At 45.1% G+C, this 17,368-nt stretch carries 9 protein-coding genes and 1 riboswitch; of the genes, 1 reads left to right on the forward strand and 8 read right to left on the reverse strand.

Annotated elements, in window-relative coordinates; translation table 11 throughout:
- The 8 genes from DP091_RS11615 to DP091_RS11650 all read right to left on the reverse strand — a co-directional run.
- On the reverse strand, positions 1–2,541 hold a 2,541-nt coding region (locus DP091_RS11615), incomplete at its 3' end, for an Ig-like domain-containing protein (RefSeq protein ID WP_146746998.1).
- 234 nt (positions 2,542–2,775) lie between these two features.
- Positions 2,776–2,863, reverse strand: a riboswitch (cyclic di-GMP riboswitch).
- A gap of 628 nt (positions 2,864–3,491) precedes the next feature.
- Positions 3,492–9,506 (reverse strand): CehA/McbA family metallohydrolase, encoded by a 6,015-nt coding sequence (locus tag DP091_RS11620; protein WP_113058483.1) that lies wholly within the window; start codon positions 9,504–9,506, stop codon positions 3,492–3,494.
- A 108-nt stretch (positions 9,507–9,614) separates the two neighbouring features.
- A complete protein-coding gene (locus DP091_RS11625) occupies positions 9,615–10,721 on the reverse strand; it encodes an SGNH/GDSL hydrolase family protein (protein WP_113058484.1) in 1,107 nt (368 codons plus the stop codon).
- A gap of 14 nt (positions 10,722–10,735) precedes the next feature.
- Positions 10,736–11,497, reverse strand: a complete 762-nt coding sequence (locus tag DP091_RS11630; protein WP_113058485.1) for a Cof-type HAD-IIB family hydrolase — start codon at positions 11,495–11,497, stop codon at positions 10,736–10,738.
- Entirely contained in the window at positions 11,494–12,330 is an 837-nt protein-coding gene (locus tag DP091_RS11635; protein WP_071219381.1) for a carbohydrate ABC transporter permease, read from the reverse strand. The genes DP091_RS11630 and DP091_RS11635 overlap by 4 nt, the downstream gene beginning before the upstream one ends.
- Before the next feature lie 29 nt (positions 12,331–12,359).
- Positions 12,360–13,310: a carbohydrate ABC transporter permease gene (locus DP091_RS11640; protein ID WP_113058486.1), complete on the reverse strand. Its 951-nt coding sequence runs from the start codon at positions 13,308–13,310 to the stop codon at positions 12,360–12,362.
- A gap of 106 nt (positions 13,311–13,416) precedes the next feature.
- Positions 13,417–14,892: an ABC transporter substrate-binding protein gene (locus DP091_RS11645; RefSeq protein ID WP_113058487.1), complete on the reverse strand. Its 1,476-nt coding sequence runs from the start codon at positions 14,890–14,892 to the stop codon at positions 13,417–13,419.
- Positions 14,893–15,087: 195 nt separating this feature from the next.
- Positions 15,088–15,672: a YdcF family protein gene (locus DP091_RS11650; RefSeq protein ID WP_113058488.1), complete on the reverse strand. Its 585-nt coding sequence runs from the start codon at positions 15,670–15,672 to the stop codon at positions 15,088–15,090.
- A gap of 322 nt (positions 15,673–15,994) precedes the next feature.
- Here DP091_RS11650 and DP091_RS11655 point away from each other — a divergent pair, with 322 nt between their 5' ends.
- Positions 15,995–17,179, forward strand: a complete 1,185-nt coding sequence (locus DP091_RS11655) for an ROK family transcriptional regulator (protein WP_258394490.1) — start codon at positions 15,995–15,997, stop codon at positions 17,177–17,179.
- Positions 17,180–17,368: the final 189 nt, after the last annotated feature.

Here is a 17,368-nt window from a genome sequence, read left to right on the forward strand (position 1 = left end):
ATACTCGGTTTCGACTAAGTTCTCGGCTGTAATTTCATCGTACTTCCCTTGCAGTGCCGTTTTGTCTACTACTTCAAATTGTCTAGTCACAGTTTCCGACTGATTGTTATTTATACTAGCTGTAACATTGACCGTATATGCACCTGTACTCAGGGCCTTGTCAACTGGGAACTCCCAGTTTCCGTTCGCGTCAGCGGTCCTCTCCTCAGTGATGACAAATGTCGGGTCTGCTGCACTAACGATCTTAATCGTTACTTTTGCAAAAGGTTCTGTTACACCTTTCAACGTCGGCTTGGTCCCCGTAGTCTCACCATTGGTACTCGGTTGCGTCAATTCATTCTTGAATGATCGCCACACCAAATTATTATTACCTTCAGCATAACTTGCGAGAAGATGACCGTTATCGGCAAACAAATTACCTAGTCCTTGTAAACCGGCTCTGGCTGCTACACCAAAATTCGCTCCTACAGCCATACGATTATGTGCGGTAATACCTGCTTCTCCCGTAAAATCATCGTTTAAAGTAAGAAGCGTATTCCCTTGCAAAATAACGTTTCGCTCGGGTTTGTTCAATCCACTATTCCCTGTGATCTGTGCTGTACCGGAGAGAACCAACCGAGTGTTAGTATTCGTGCTGAGTTCAACCCCTCCGCCACTATTATCAGTGATTTTTCCTCCGGACATAATGAAATCTGCATTATCAACAATTAAGACCGCACTGTGTTCTGAAGTCGAATGCTTATTACCTGTGATTTCTCCACCCCTCATTTCTATAACCGCTTTTTGAGGGGCAGTACCTTTGAGATAGATTGCGGTTCCTCCAAATGAGGAAGAACTGTTACGCAAAATAGCGCCTTCTTCAATGATCAGTTTTGAATCATTATAGACATTTATTATTCTTCCTCTGTAGAAATCTTCCCCAAGCTTGGCATCAATAATAATATTTTCTAATGTAAGCTGGCCCTTCTCAAGACGAATAGGTGTATCTATATCTCCTGACTCACCGCTTGCCGCATCCTTTCCCGAGCCGCGCTGAATCACAGCGGTATCTACTGCATTGGGGTCTGTAGAAATCGTAACACTCTTGTTTTGGTCAAGATGAAGGTATTTTTTATCGGCCGTAACCGACAAAGCGATATTGTCCATGACATATATCGTTCCACCATCGACTACCTCCTGATAGCCTTTGTACAATGTAGCGTAAGGATTGTTCCGAGTTCCATCACCTGTGGTGTCACTGCCGCCGCTAGATACATAAACATCGGATGAAACTTCAAATTGTCTAGTCACAGTCCCCGACTGTGTTTTATTTTTATTAGCTGTAACACTGATTGTATACGCACCTGTGCTCAGGACCATATCAACTGGGAGCACCCAGTCCCCGTTCCCGTCAGCGGTTACCTCTTTAGAAACAACGATAGACTGGTCTGCTTCACTAACGATCTTGATCGTTACCTTCGCCAAAGGTTCTGTTACCCCGGTCAGCGTCGGCTTTTTCCCCATTACCTCGCCGTCGGCACTCGGTTTGCTCAAGTCATTCTTGAATGCTCGCCATACCAAATTCTTATTAGCATCATAACTTGCAAGAATTGAGCCAGAGTCGGCAATCAAATTTTCGACACTGCCCAGACCGGCATCTGTTGCTTGTCCAAACTGCGTTCCTGGTAGTATACTCTGCGTGGTAATACCTGCTTCACCAGTAAACACACCGTCTAGAATAAGATTTTTATAGTTTGCCATATTAACGTTTAACGCTTTGCCCGAACTATTGGTATTCCCCGTGATACGTGCATCACCCGACAGTAAGAGCATACCACCAGGAGTGCTGCGGAATGAAACTCCTCCACCAATATTGTCCGTGATTAGGCCCCCGGTCATAATAAATTGTGACCCATTATCAACCAAGACCGCCGCACCTGTGGAATTATTCCCTCGAATTTCTCCGCCTTTCATTACTACAACCGAACCTGTGTTGTCGACATGAATTACGCTTCCACTAAATCCTGAATTACTTCCACGTAAAACTGCCCCTTCTTCAATAATCAGTTGTGAACCTCCAAAGACATTAACTATTCTTCCATTGATCTTCTGATTATTGAAGTTACTATCAATGATAATATTTTTTAATGTTAGCTCGCCTTTAGTTAAATCAAAATGCGTATCAAGAGCATTAGTACCGCTTGGCTCGCCACGCTTAATCGTAACAGTATTTACTCCAGGGGCTGTAGTTATCGTAACACGCTTGTCTAAATTAAGCTTTAGTGCCTCTCCGTTTTTAGTTGTTTGTGTGATATTGTCCAGAAGATAGATCGTTCCTGTTCCCCCGTCGCTAATCTGACTATAAGCCTTACTCAATGTAGCATAAGGTTTACCTACAGTCCCATCACCATTGGTATCATCGCCACCGCTGGATACAAAAACTTCCGAAGAAGCAGCATAGCTGACTGGCATTCCTGAGCTTACCCCAAGGCCCGTGAAGACAAGGGTAAAAATCAGAAACATAACTCCAATTTTCCGCAAATTAATGTTGTTGCTTAGCATTTAGACCCATTCCTTTCTTGTGTGAAGTTTTCCATTTTCACCGTAGTGACGGCCCATTTTCACCTCTTTTTCACTACTTTTTCAACTGCTATGTCAGGGTCATACGAGCTGTAGTATTCGACTCAAAAAAACCGTTAGACTTACGGCTATTTCACAGCACTCGACTCCTTCAATAGAATAACTAAAAACCTCCATCCAAAAAGCAAATGCCAATAGACGGAGGTTTCCATCGTATTCGGCAACTGGCTGGCATAGGTCAATAGCACCATTAGCCCCTATAGCTTTGCGTCCCCGCTTTTCAACAGGTTTGCTCTTATCGTACGAGCTTTATATGTAATACTTGGTAACAAAACTACTTAAATTTTGATTCTTTTTTCATAAAAATACAAGGTACTCAGGTCTTATGTTTGTTGTATTTTATCAAATTATGTCTAATATAGTAGGGTTCTCTACCCTTTCGAATTGTACTATTCACTTCTATACAAAAACTTTACACGCCAGCGACTTGATGGATACTAACAAAATGAAGCTGTAATGCCAGTAGATTGACCCTTTTCTGTGGTATAAAAAGGCCCACTATTCATAAAATTTCTGAGTAAATGTCATCTGCTGATTTGATCCTGCGCTTCATATTATAAGCGACCGAAAAACTTTTCTTTACTTATGGCATGGTTCTCATTCAACACCATAAATACGGAATTTTTTCGCCGTCACTTATGATATTGTTCAGCTTAACGAGGCCTATCAGCTAAGAAATACGAAGTTGGAACCGGACCGGCAAGGTTTATCGACCAATATAAATCACTTGCGGACATATAAAGAAATGAGCCCAGTATAATTACCGGACTCATTTCATTTAACTGCCCAATACCTGGGATTCCTTTAATCAGGTCTTTTATTTACCTTTCCCGGCATAATAAATGTCGTTCCGCTTAAGGAGTCTCATGGCTTCACCGCCATAAAGGCAGGAAGGTGGCCCCGAGCCACCACTCCCCCATTCCGACTAAGGCTGAAGAAGTGAACTGATACGTGACTTCCTCATCCATGCCTTGGTTGACCCCCTCCATATCGCTTTGCTTCTGAGTCAAGGTTAGCTCATAGGATGAAGTCAAGCCATCATACTCTGCCGTGATGAGTACGGTTCCTTCCGACTTCGCCGTTACTACACCGCTAGCGCTGATCTCCGCTATAGTTGGATCACTGCTTGTATAGATGACGTTTGCCTCCACCTTTTCACGGCTTCCATCGCTGTACACTGCGGTAGTCACCGTTTGATCACTCTCGCCAACGACCAGTGTAGACATTCCTTCGAGCTCAAGCTCAATCAGGCTAACCGGCTCTTCTTCATTACCTTCTGATACCGATTGTAAAACAGGTCGTTTAGCAATATCGTCCCATCTCCAAATCGCGTTAAAGTCCCACCCTAGCCTGCCTGTATAGGTGGATGGAGTCTCTATTTCAATTTCAGATAGGCCTAATCCTTTAAGGTTTGTCAATGCTCCTTCAGCGACACCTTCTTTATCCACATTCATGCCGTCAAATGCATAATTATTTTCGAGCGTAGCGGTGTGCCCCGCAAGAACTCGTCCCATCACCCGGTTCGCCATCGTTGGCGCCGTAACCGAAGGGCTCAGGGCAATGGCATTTCTGACGACTGTATCATTGTATCCGTATCCAGTCACTCCGCCCGCATTGCTCGTCATCGCCCGAACGGTTCCAGACGCATACACGTTTTCTGTTAGGCTGCCCGAGTTCGTAATTCCGATTAGGCCGCCGGCCTGACTTACCTGAGCGGTTACATCCGCGGTTGAATAGCTGTTTCTTACGATACCATTAGAATAACCTACTAGACCGCCGACTGTGCTGGAGCCCGTAATGGAGCCTGTTGAGAAACTATTCTCTACCTCGCCATTGTTCGTATTGACGAGTATGCCTATTCTGCTTCCGCCAGTGACGCTGGCATCGGTCATGGCTATATTTTTAATCACTCCGCCATTGAGATGGAATAAGCCGCCGCTCGAAGAATGAAAATTAACTATTTTCTTCCCGTCGCCATCCAAAACACCGGTGAACGAAACCACTTTAAAAAGCGACTCAGCCGGTTGTCCAGAGTAATCCAGATCATGGTCCAACATATACTTTTCCGCCGGGAATTTTTCCATAACGTTCAAATCAGCAATGGACTTGATTTTGTAATAACCCGTTTCATTTCTTTCCAAAGGCACGACAGGCTCGCTTGCCTCTTCCGGATCACCGCTCAATACCGGGCGTTTTAAAGCATCATTCCACATCCAAACCGACTCAAAATCCCATTTCAATATATGGATATACGTATTGGAATTTTCAACCTGTTGCTGGGATAACCCTAAACCTTTTCTGTTGTCAGCGGCGGCAATACTTTCGCCTTCTACATCCACCATCATGCCATCAAACGCATAATTATTCTCAAGCGTTGCGGTATGCCCGGCAAGAACCCGTCCCACCACACGGTTCGCCATCGTCGGCGTCACGACTGAAGGATTGAGAGCAATAACGTTTTTAACAACCGTATCATTATAGCCGTAGCCAGTCACTCCGCCTGCGTTGCTTCTAAGCGCCTGAACGGCTCCAGATGCATACACGTTCTCCGTTAAACTGCCTGCGTTTGTAATTCCGATCAAGCCGCCAGCCTGGTTCAACTGAGCCGTTACATCTGCCGTAGAATAGCTGTTTCGCACGATGCCATTGGAATAGCCCGCTAGGCCGCCCACGGTGCTGGAGCCTTGGATGGAGCCCGTGACATAACTATTCTCTACCGTCCCGTTGTTCGTGTTAACGAGTATGCCTATATTACTCCCGCCAGTGACGCTTGCATTAATCATGGCAATGTTTTTAATCGTTCCGCCATTGAGATGAAATAAGCCGCCATTTTGTGATTTGAAATTGTCTAAGGATTTATGATTTCCATCAAAAATGCCAAGGAAAGGCGTCCCCTTGAATAAGGGTTCAAATAGCTGCCCTTCAAAATCAAGATCGTTTTCCAATATATAATTTTCATTTGGAAATTCGGAAATCGTCTTTAATTCTTGAATCGAACGGATGATGTAGTACCCGTCTTCATTCCGATCCAGCTTCGGCTTTGGAATATGATCTTCGTTAATTTGTTCCAAATTCCTTTGCAGTAATGGACGCTTGGCATCTTCATTCCAGATCCAGACCGAATCAAAATCCCAACCGAGGGTCTCCATGAAAAAAGCTGGCTTCGTGAATGCTTCTGCACCGCCCCCCTGTCCTTTTTCATTGTTTGGATCGGGAACCGTGACGCTCTCACTGCTAACAAACATATTTTCATCGGCGTAATTATTGACTAAAGTTGCCGTCTCCCCAGCTAACACTCTGCCGACAATTCGATTCGATGCCGTACCTGTAACAATCGATGGATTTAATGCCATACTATTTTGAATGACCGTATTGTTATAACCGTATCCGCTGATGCCGCCGGCATTGGATTCTTCTGCTATTACGGCTCCCATGGCATAGACCTGTTCGGTTATACTTCCCCGATTCGTAATCCCGATCAGGCCGCCGGCTTGCTTGCCCCTTGCATTTACTGTAGCTGTTGAATAACTGTTTCTAACGATACCGTTTGAGTAGCCCACAAGACCGCCAACTGTGGAATTGCCTCGAATAGATCCGGTAGTGTAGACATTCTCCACAATTCCGTCATTCTGATCAACCAGGATCCCAACATTGCTCCGGCGAACATCAATGTCTGCATGGATGATTCCTACATTTCGAATCGTCCCTTCATTAATGGCAAAGAGGCCTGCGCCGCCTGAAGAGATCATAACATCTGTAATCGTATGCCCTTGCCCATCAAACGTACCCGTAAATGGAGTGCCATTCGCGCCAATTGCCTCGATAAAAACGCCATTCCCATCAATGTCCCGATCTAAAATGAAATGTTTGTCCGGGAATTCATGCATTTTATAAAGTCCATTGGCACTTTTGATTTGATAGGGGTTGCCTTCCGAACCATCGCCCAGCATTCCTTCTTTAGCTATGAACGGGTCCGTTAACGGCTCTTGATCGATTGGATTATTAACCAATCTTACGACGATCGTATGTTCATCGCCAAATGCAAGAGGGTTATCAAATAAGATGATTTGTTCTCGTCCGAGATGTTCCAGCGTTGCTTCTTGAATAACCGTTTCCAACAGCTGTTCACCTGTATGATCCCGCTTTTCCCCGATCACGGTGACACGTTCAAGCGAGCTCGGGTAATTCAAGACCCCAACGCCCTTCAAGACGTTATTTTCCACAATTGCGCTCGTTAATTCCAAGTAATTAGCGGGTTGTTTAATCGTTAATGAATCAACCTCAACACCGTCGCTGTTGTAAGCTTTCAAGGTGAGCGATTGATCGTTTGATTCTAAAATAACACCCGTCTGCTTATTCTCATCATACACGATATGATCCCAGTCAAATGACTTGTTATCATAGAACGTTGGACCTGATGAACCAACGGTCACAAAAGTTGTGCCTAAATTCATCGCTTCTTCCGATATATCTTTTACACCGTCTCGTATGGTTGTCCGTTTATACACATGATCATGACCGCCAATATACAAACTAACGCCAAGCCGTTCAAATGCTTGAGACAATTTCACTCTCATCATGTCCATACCGGTCTCATCGCCGGATTGACCGCCATAATAAGGATAATGCCCCATAACGATTTTCCACTTCTTGTCGGTTGCCCGCAAATCTTGCTCCAGCCATGACAGCTGCTTGTCAAAATCCAGCACAGAATTCAGAACAGCAATGTGCATATCGCCATAATCAAACGAATAATTCGTTTCCCGGTAACTGCCTTCACCGTTCTTCGGCAGGTTGAAAAACCCGGAGAACGGCACGAGCTTCCGCTCTGTCGCACGTTCACGGTCCCCGACAATGTGAGCGGAAACCAGCCCCATATCATGGTTGTAAATATGGTTAAACACATCATCCCAAGCATACATATTGCCGCCGTTCTCGACCAAGTCTCCGACTTGAATCACCGTCTGTCCGTTTGAATTTTTCTCCTGCAGAACGTCCAGCATATTTTTAAAGAGCTGTAAGCTTTCCGGATTTCGATCCGGAACTCCAAGATCCCCCATCACATACATAACGGCTTCCTCTGAAGCTGGCGCGGTCCTAAAGCTATAACTGCTGCTCCAAGGTCCAGTCGGTGACATTCCATACCGATAGTCATACGTAGTCCCTAAGTCGAGATCTGTTAAATTCGCTTCATGAGCTGCAAGCACGCGATAGTTACTCTTGTCATACGTATCACCATAGGCCGCTTGAAAATAAGAGACTCCCGCTTGTACCACTTCCGCATGGTCCCACGTCGCCGCCGACTCCGGTTTATATTGAACATACGCTGTTTCTAATGCCTTATCGGTCACCAAGTTTATTCCTACTTCATGTTCGTTTTCACCTACATTAACCATGGGTTGGAATTCATTTAAAACTTTATCAGCATCCAGATTTTGTTGATCAACAAGCAATCGGATAAGTTCAACACGCGTATTTCCTTGAGCGTCGGTTGCTACATACTTAATGAAATACTCTCCATACATATCGATCTTGAAATGCTGATTTGCTACGGCTACCTCTCCCTTATCGTTTAAAACGATGGCTTCAACCGATAAGGATTGACCGCGATTATCTGTTGCCGAAGCGCCCAGCACTTCTACTTGGTCCCCGAGCTTAATGGTGTCCGGATATTGCCCGTGAACCGTAATTTCAGGCGCGTGCACCGTGCCCCTCGTTTCATCACCAATCCAAATTGGAGCACTTATAGCTTCTTCACCGTCAGCCTGAAAAGCTCTAGCGATGAAATAATCCCCATCTTTAGTTGCTAAGGTTACTTCCTTTTCAAATTTATGACTGGCAATATTACGATACGCCTTGAGAATTTCACCGCTGTTTTTATAAATCACGACTTTATCCAAAATATCATTAGCATCAGGGTCATTTATCCTTACTTTAAGTTCAATTTCTTTTGTTTTGGCCGGAAGGATCGCCCCCATCATCTGACCTTTGGCTGAAACCGCCATTTCTAGGTTCCGATCAAATGATACATAGGTGCGGTGGTTTCGCATCGCCTCGTAAAGACCTTCTCTTGTAAGGTTATCTCCCCACATACCGGTCACATGGGGCTGAACCATTCCCCAATTTCCTTTGTGCTCGTCTCCGCCAAACACAGGAGAAACATGCCAGCCTTGATCTAATGCCTTGGTATAGACTGCAAAATCATTTGAGGATTTGTATTCGATCATATTAAGGTTTCTGTCAACGTCTCGGTTATAATGTTTGAATTCATTGAAACTCCAATTACCTGACAAACGTGGATGATTAAACTGAGCAATTGCATGAGGATCTTGGGCAAGTCTTGCGTAAAAGGTTGGCAAATCATATTTGATGTCGCTCCAGCCCCAAGTGCCATCCGCGCCTACTCCATGTGTTCTTGCAAACCATGGGGCATTAAATAGGTTGATATGACCCGATTCATCATACCAGGTCACTTCCGTACCTGGCAGCGTAATAAATTCGTTATCGCGATTGTGAGCATCGGATTGCTCATGCAGCAGCTTGTATTCTTCTGAATAAGAGTCTTGAACATTCGTAATAAAATCACTGCCCGTACTGATGTCATAGGTTACGTCGTGTTCAGTCACTGCAAAAAAATCAAAGTCTGTATTAGCTTTCACAAACTGGTAGGCATCATTAGGCAACAATATCCCATCACTGAGAGATGTATGGCTGTGCATGTGACCTTTGAACAGTGAAGCTCCTAAGTACTTAGCTCTATGTTTTTGAGAAACACCTTCTTCTTTATCTGAAGACGCGGATACATTAATGCCGTAACAAAGATTAACAACCCCCGCAATGAAACAAGCCATCACAATAAAAGGCAGACTTCTTCTATTAGACTTCAATCAAAATCCTCTCCTTTTTCGGCTTAAATGGTGTTACAGGTGGATAAACAAGCAGCCCCTAACCAAAAAGTGCAGTCCGAAGGCTGTTCATACCATCTATCTTGTTCATTACAGCTGCAGCAATGGCTTAATGATAGGTGCAAGCGACTGTGCCATGCGCAAAAATCCGAGGTCCGTTGGATGTGTTCCATCTACCGTACAATCATTGACGAAATCATTGCCCAGCAGCTTCAAGCCGTCAACGAAATGGATATTACGGTCTCCTTCTGTCCGCCTCTGTTCCACATTCTCGATCTGGATCAGCCTGCGGCGATCATGAAGCTCCCTCCTCTCCATATAGAACTGATCTTCGGCAGTGCTAATCCTTGAGACTACTAATATAGGAACTTCGGGATGCCGTTCTCTCAGGATTTGGATAAACGCAGGCAGCGTTCGCGCGATGTTCCCGGCCTCGCCCGTATTCCCTTCATAATCAAGAATGAATAGCGCCGGTTCATCGATTTCCGACATGATATGCGCTAGCTCCGGCTCGCCCTTTCCATTCCCCGAGAAGCCAAGATTTACGAACTCCACCGGAATCATACGGCTGAGAATATTAGAATAAGCCATACCCGGCCGAGAGGCGCATCCCCCTTGCGTAATCGAAGTTCCATATATAATGACGGGTTTACTGCTTGCATAGGCAGGTGCATCGCTTATGGCGGCATCCTGATCTACACCGATCCATATCTCTTCTACCCCTTGGTAGAGCGGCAAGTTTAAGGTGACGGCCACATCTTTTTGTGTATCCCACTGATAAAGCTGGGATTCATATTCACTTTCCGTAGGTTTGAATCTAGCCGTGGTGATAAAGCTCTGTTCTCCCGGCTCTCCAAGATAGCAGTCAACCCCGCACTGCCCTGTAGGCGGCATATGATACATATTCGCCGGTCCGGCAAGACGCACCCTTATAACCAGCCTTGAAGAATTGGTGCGAAAGCGAATTTGCCCACCTGCCGTACAATAAGCAAGCGTATCAACCGCAGGCGGCAAGACAGTCCCTGAAGCCAAGGGCAGGCGTCTGTATATCCCATCCTGCGCAAGCCAAGGGAAGCCCGCGATGTGAAAGGGCGCTTCAAGCGGAGAATGCCATCTCAGCTGTTCGCCATTGGTTGCCTTCGGGTATATCGTTCCGCCCAGTTGATCTAAGTTTATCTCTTTCGATTGAACGGTCATCTATTTCTACTCCCTCACATTTGGAATACATATTTCTGAATCGCCTGAGCAACGCCGTCTTCGTTGTTGGTAGCCGTCATAACGTCCGCTATCGATTTGATATGCTCTTCACCGTTGGCCATCGCCACACCGAGACCTGCCGCCTTCAATAGCTTCGCGTCATTATCGCTGTCTCCCATCGCAATGACATCGGACATCGAGAAGCCCAGCATCTGGCAAACCTCACGCACTCCACTTTCCTTGGTAGTTCCTTTAGCTGATATCTCCATATTCGTAAGGGCCGAACGGGTAACTTCGAGCGTCCCCCAACGGAGCAGCTCCTCCTTAATTTCCGCGAGCTTCTGTTGATCATGGCTGCCGATTCCGAATTTCATCCAATCCCTCTCGAACATCTCAGCCGTCCAATCCTTGTCGCCCGTCAAGCTCTCCACGCTGTAGCCCCAGTACCACTCGGCCCGTTCGGCAGCAATGGCGTGCATAAGGCGGACCGTATCCCGCGGGAGGAAGACTCGCTTCTTAAGCTTCCCCGGCCCCTCCCAAATTTCCGCGCCATTGAGCAGCACCATCGGGGAATCAAGCCCCAGCTCATCCCAGAAGCCCTGTGCGGTTTGCAGGCCTCTTCCGGTGGAGAACATCACTTTAACGCCCTGATCAACGGCATATTGAAGCCACTTTTTGGTCTCTTCCGTAATGCACTTTTCATCCGTCAGAAGAGTCCCGTCCAGATCCAACGCAATCAGCTTATATTTCGCCTTCACTTGCTGCACCGTATTCATCCCTTCACCGCTCCCATGGTCGCGCCTTCCATAAGAAGTTTTTGGAATAAAATATAAATAATAATGGATGGTACCATCGCAATGGTTACACCGGCAAACAAAGTTACCCAATCCGCAGTAAACTCCATTTGCTTATTCGCAGAATACATTTGCACCGCAATGGGATATTTCTTGGGATCGCTCAAATAGATAAACGGCGCTAAGAAATTGTTATAGAACCCCAGGAACTTGAATACGCCTACGGTTACAATTCCCGGTGTAGACAAAGGAACAATAACACGCCAAAACTTTTGGAATAATGTAGCGCCATCCATCGTTGCGCTCTCCTCAAGCTCCATGGGCAGAGAGCTCATAAACCCTCCGAGCAGCATAAGGTAGAACACGCTTTCCCCCAGACTGGACAGGAGAATTAATCCGGTCAAGCTATTGGTTAAATTCAGTTCCCGCATAACTACATACTGGGGTACAAGCGCATTGATCCCGGGCAGGAACAGGGACAACATAATCAAGCCCCAAATCAATTTTCTACCTTTGAACTGCATTCGAGTAAGGGCATAGGCGTTAATTGTCGTAAAGAAAAGCCCAAGCACCAGACTTCCGCCAACATAATAAAGGGTATTTAAGAGTGATTGCCCAAACCCGTATTGATTCCAAGCCTTCGAATAATTCTGCCATCTTGGTTCTGAAGGCAGCGCCCATATATCTTTAAAAAACTCAGGATTGCTTTTTAATGATTCATAGATAACCCAGACTAAAGGAAATAATATGGTCAGCGACCAAGCATAAAGCAGCACACGCCACACAACGTCCATAAACGTTCGTTTTTCCTTCAAACTTTATCCCTCCGAACTTCATATGGAAACTAATACTCGTAGCCTTTGTTCGGCACAAATTTATCGATTAACAGCTTTGCCGTTACTAATATGACGAACAGGATCATACCGACTGCGGAAGCGTAGCCGTAATTCCGATACTCTACGCCAAAAGCCAAGTTAAACATGTAGAGGCCGATGACATCCGTCGACCCGAATGGGCCCCCATTTGTCATAATGAGGATGATTTCAAAGCCCTTCATCGTGCCAACGACCAGGAACAAAGCGCTGACCCGAATAATGGGCGTAACCAGCGGCATTGTAATTTTAAACAAGCGCGTCATATGTCCGGCCCCTTCAAGAATCGCCGCCTCGTACAATGACTTTGGAATCGCCAGCATCGCATTGGCAAAGATAATGACGTACAAGCCGACGCCGCCCCATACCCATGCCGGGATAATCGATGCAAGCGCCGTGTTTTCATTGCCCAGCCAATAGAAATTACCGGTATCAATGCCAATGAACTTTAGAAGCCCGTTCAGTAAACCGTACGATCCATCGTAAATGAAAGCCCAGAGGAGAGCGACTACGACCGTAGATAAAACATTCGGGAAGAAAAACAGTATCTTCAAAAGTTTATTTTCTTTATATGATTTATTTGTAATTAAGTAGGCAAGTATCAAAGAGATGATAATAACAAAGAAGGGCACCGTTATCATTAAAATCAAGTTGTGGGTAAGCGCGCGCCACACGTATTGATCTTGGAATGCGGTGACGAAATTGGACAGCCCGACAAACGTTGCATCCGTGAACCCGTCCCAATTGAGCAGCGCATAATAAACGGATAAAATGTTCGGAAACAACGTAAAAAGCAAATATCCGCCAAAGGGAGGCACAATGGCTATGAACAGAAATATCCACTTCTGCGTATTCGCTTTATCTAGACCCATACGCTTGCGCATAGGGGCTTTTGGTGTCGTCACAACGGTTGAATCAGACACAAGAGGTCAACTCCTATCTTACTAGACGTGTATAAGTCACTAAGCCTATGGGTCGCAGAAGTTACAACGGAAGAGCGGAGATGAATCCTCCCCGCTCCATCACGTCTTATTTTTTCTTTTCAGCCTCTACTGCTTTCTTCAGCAGCTCTTCAGCTTGCTCCAGAATCGGTTTCGGATCCTGCATACCCATAGCAAATTTAACAATATTCTCATTCAATAATTTTTCTGCTTGAGCAAGATTCGGATCCGAAATACTGATAGACCGGCTTGCTTTATAAGTTTGAGCATTATTATCCGCAATGTACTTCAGAACAGATTGGGCGGAGCTGGAAAGATTAGCTGTTCTGGCAGGGTCTTCGGTCAAATCCTTGCGCATTGGCAAAGCGCCTGCTTTTTCAGCAGCGAACTGTTGATTTTCAAGCGTAACCATCCATGTGATCAATTCTTTGGCCCACTTTTTGTTAAGCTCCGGCTTTGCTGCCCAGATATAGTTGAAGTTTGAAGTTCCGCTTCGAATCCAAAGCGTTTGATTGGTGTCATCTCTGAAAGGGACAGCCATGAAGCCCCAATCGAAATCCTCGGGTGTTGCTTCCTTCATCTCATTCTCGACATGAGTCCCTGTCGATACCATCGCCGCTTGCCCCTGAATAACCTGCATTTGCGACTGCGTATGATTCAATGCCGGAAGTCCTTCTGCAAAATATCCTTGTTGGCCAAGCTCGTAGATGCGCGTCCAGGTTTCAACCGTCTCCGGATTTGTGTATTGCGGCAGACCATAGGTTCTATAATTTTCGATAAATTCATCCACATGGCCATTGATATCAGCCAGCTCAAAGTTTTTGGCTGTTCCGAAAGCCCAGTTATGGTAGCTTGGATGAATACCTGGGAACGTTATGGGAGCAATGCCGTCCGCTTTAATGTCTGCTAGAAGTGTTTTAAATTCATCCCATGTGTTCGGGTTTTGGTTCCAGCCATGCTCTTCGAATAGCTTTTTGTTAAAAAACAACCCGCCAAAGCTGCTCGCCGTCGTAAATTCATACCTTTTCCCATTGATCAGCTGCGTTGACTCGTACATGCCGGGCATCATAAGATCCTTGACCTTTTTGTCCGGCACGTCTGGAAGAGGGTATTCCCATATGTCGTCCATTGGTTCAAGCTTGCCGGCTTCAGCGAGCCCCACAATGCCTCCCGCTGGTTCTGTATTGAATAGATCAAACATGTCATTATCATTGCCTGCAGAGATTTTTGTAGAAAGAATCGTTTTCATATCGGCCGAAGCCGTGATGTCTATTTTGACATTTGGATACTTGGCTGTGAACGATTCAACTGCATAATCGAACCACTCCCGGCCGTATCCTCCTACAAAAAAGCCTACCTTTAGCGTTACTTCCTCATTCTTCGGCAACCCGTTCTCATAAACATCTGATTCTGCAGATACACCTGGCTTATCCGACCCAGCAGGAGTTGTACTTGGGCTAGCCTCGTTCTTCCCACTGTTTCCACCGCAACCAGCCAGCATGGCTAAAGATAATGCCGCCGCAACACCCGTGCTCATGAATCGTTTCATTTTTCCATTAAACATTATTTCGCCCCCCGTTAATTAATAAATAAATTGGATTAACTATTTAAGCATAACTATGTTTTGTTAATTACCAATCAAGTCCGGGTAAATAATTTGTAAACAACTTCTGGCTTATAGCCAATTAAGCCTCACCTCCAATATAATCTGTAAACGCTTACATTCTAATCACTTATTGGGCAGTTGTCAATCATTTTGTCAATTGTTTTGATCATTGATTTCCCGCTTGATAATGGGGAGCGTTAATCGAAACGCCCGAATCTCCAAAAATGTTAATTTGAGTTGATATCCGACAATGCTTCTAAAGCTTCGATTAGCGCTGAAACCGCCATTCATGCCAAGACGATGCATAATATACTTCGTGCGGCGGACATGAAATAAATTGGTTATGATCATAAAAGATTTTAGCCGGTACTGCTCCATCAATTGCTTGCTAAAGATTAAATTCTGAACGGTGTTGTGTGACTTGTCTTCTTTTAATACTCTTTTTGCCGGAATGCCCTTCTCAACCAGATACTTCTTCATCAGCTCTGCCTCCGAGCAACGGGAACCAACGGCTCCCCCCGATACAATGATGTATTTGTGCCCATACTGCTGAAATCGTTTGTAAGCCTCATCCAGTCTTTCCTTAAGCAAAGGGTGTATTCGGCCGTTTTTAGATACATAGCCAAGCACGATAAGCGCATCTGCTTTACCAGGTTGTAATATAACTGCATGCAGCCAGCATATGTAAGCCAACGCCGTCATCGCTGCGATTGCAATTATCCATCCGATCCATACCATTACTTACTCCTCTAGGCGTCATAATTTTTGCATTTAATCAAATCAGTTTACAAATATAATATCCTTTTTTATTACAATGTCAATACAATCCGTTTCGCTTTTTAAGTATTTTTGAATTAACACCTTTCGTGTTGATTGTATCCTTCTGCATAATACTGCCATCTATCATCGTTTTTCTGGAAATCCAAGCTATATGTTAGATGAGTTAAACGAACTTGCAACTTTTATTCGCTACATATTAATGCTACACTTGAAGCAAAGTATGTTCCTAATTTGTCAAATGTTTTGAATCTATATTATATAAAACGTTGTTGGAAAGAGGATGCATATTGTGAGTGATTCGGTTAAACAAACCAGCCATATGTTATTAAAATCAATTAATCAGCAGAAGGTTCTTTTTCTCATTTATTCAGAGGGGCCGATTTCTCGCGTAGAGCTTGCGGAAAAGACTGGACTAAGCAGACAAACGGTAACCAATATCGTGAATCGCCTGTTGGAGGAAAAAATAATCGTGACAGGGGAACTTATCGACTTGGAGGCTGGAAGCGGAAGGAAAAGAGTCGGCCTTCATATCAACAGCGGCCATTTTTATGCCATCGGGCTTGAGCTCGCCGGCAAATACATTCGCGGAAAAGTGTTCAACCTGCGTCAAGAAGCTGTTGCATCCGCAGAACGCACGAGCAACAAATATGGTTCTATCGATGTGCTGATGCAGCTGCTGCATGAAGTTATCGATGAGCTGCTCACCCAGGTGCCCAACACCTCCAAGGTTAAAGGGATCGGAATCAGTATGCAGGGTCTGGTAGATTCTCAGCATGGCATCGTTCTGCGGACACCCGGCATAGGCGTTCATCGCCTGCCGCTCAAGCAGCTGCTTGAAGACCAATATAGCATCCCCGTGTATATCGAGAACGATGTCAATCTGCTCTCCGTCAACGAGAATATGAACGGCAGCTTGAAGGATTCCCATAACAATATCACCATCAAGTTTGATTATGGTACAGGCGGCGCGATCGTCCATGATAAACAAATTATAGCGGGATCAAGCTTTGTTGCAGGTGAATTCGGGCATTATAAAGGCTTCTATGGAGAAGATGCTTATCCATGCCATTGCGGCAGATCCGGATGCTTAACGACGCTGGCTTCCAGCAGCGGACTTAGTGTTTCCATCAAATGCACACTAGAGGAGTTCGCAGAAGGCATAAGAACAGGAGATCCTAAGTTCCTTAGTTTATACGAAAAAATTGTCGATGGCATCGCGATCGCCGTTACCAATATCATTACATTTTTAAATCCAGACAGTCTGCTTATAACGGGCCGAGTCATTCATACCATCAGTCCCGAAATGTTCAACGAGATTAGAGCCAGGGTGATGCACCAGTTGCCTGTAACAGTTAATAACGTACAATTAATCTACCTTCATAACAAACCGGATGAAACCAAGCTAGCTGCCGGGTTAGTTATTAAACGCGCATTTGAAATACCGCTGGATACTTTATCTCTTTAATTGACCCCTATTTTTTGATGTCATTCCTAAAATGGATACGTCGATCGTACGCAAAAAAACAGAACTCTCCAGACTCGGAGAGTTCTTTCTTTGTTATCCATATGTTTCGCCCATATCGACAGTACGCTGTTATTACCCCTAGTAGACGTATTGTGCGCTAGTGGGTCGATTCCGTTTGCGTATCAACTC

The sequence above is a fragment of the Paenibacillus sp. MDMC362 genome, from assembly GCF_003269305.1.
Lineage (GTDB): Bacteria > Bacillota > Bacilli > Paenibacillales > Paenibacillaceae > Paenibacillus_AQ.

Excerpts from the sequence above, each read along its gene's own strand:
- DP091_RS11655 (WP_258394490.1), top strand. The coding sequence starts at position 15,995 with ATGCATATTGTGAGTGATTCGGTTAAACAAACCAGCCATATGTTATTA.
- DP091_RS11650 (WP_113058488.1), bottom strand. The coding sequence starts at position 15,672 with ATGGTATGGATCGGATGGATAATTGCAATCGCAGCGATGACGGCGTTG.
- DP091_RS11645 (WP_113058487.1), bottom strand. The coding sequence starts at position 14,892 with ATGTTTAATGGAAAAATGAAACGATTCATGAGCACGGGTGTTGCGGCG.
- DP091_RS11630 (WP_113058485.1), bottom strand. The coding sequence starts at position 11,497 with ATGAATACGGTGCAGCAAGTGAAGGCGAAATATAAGCTGATTGCGTTG.
- DP091_RS11625 (WP_113058484.1), bottom strand. The coding sequence starts at position 10,721 with ATGACCGTTCAATCGAAAGAGATAAACTTAGATCAACTGGGCGGAACG.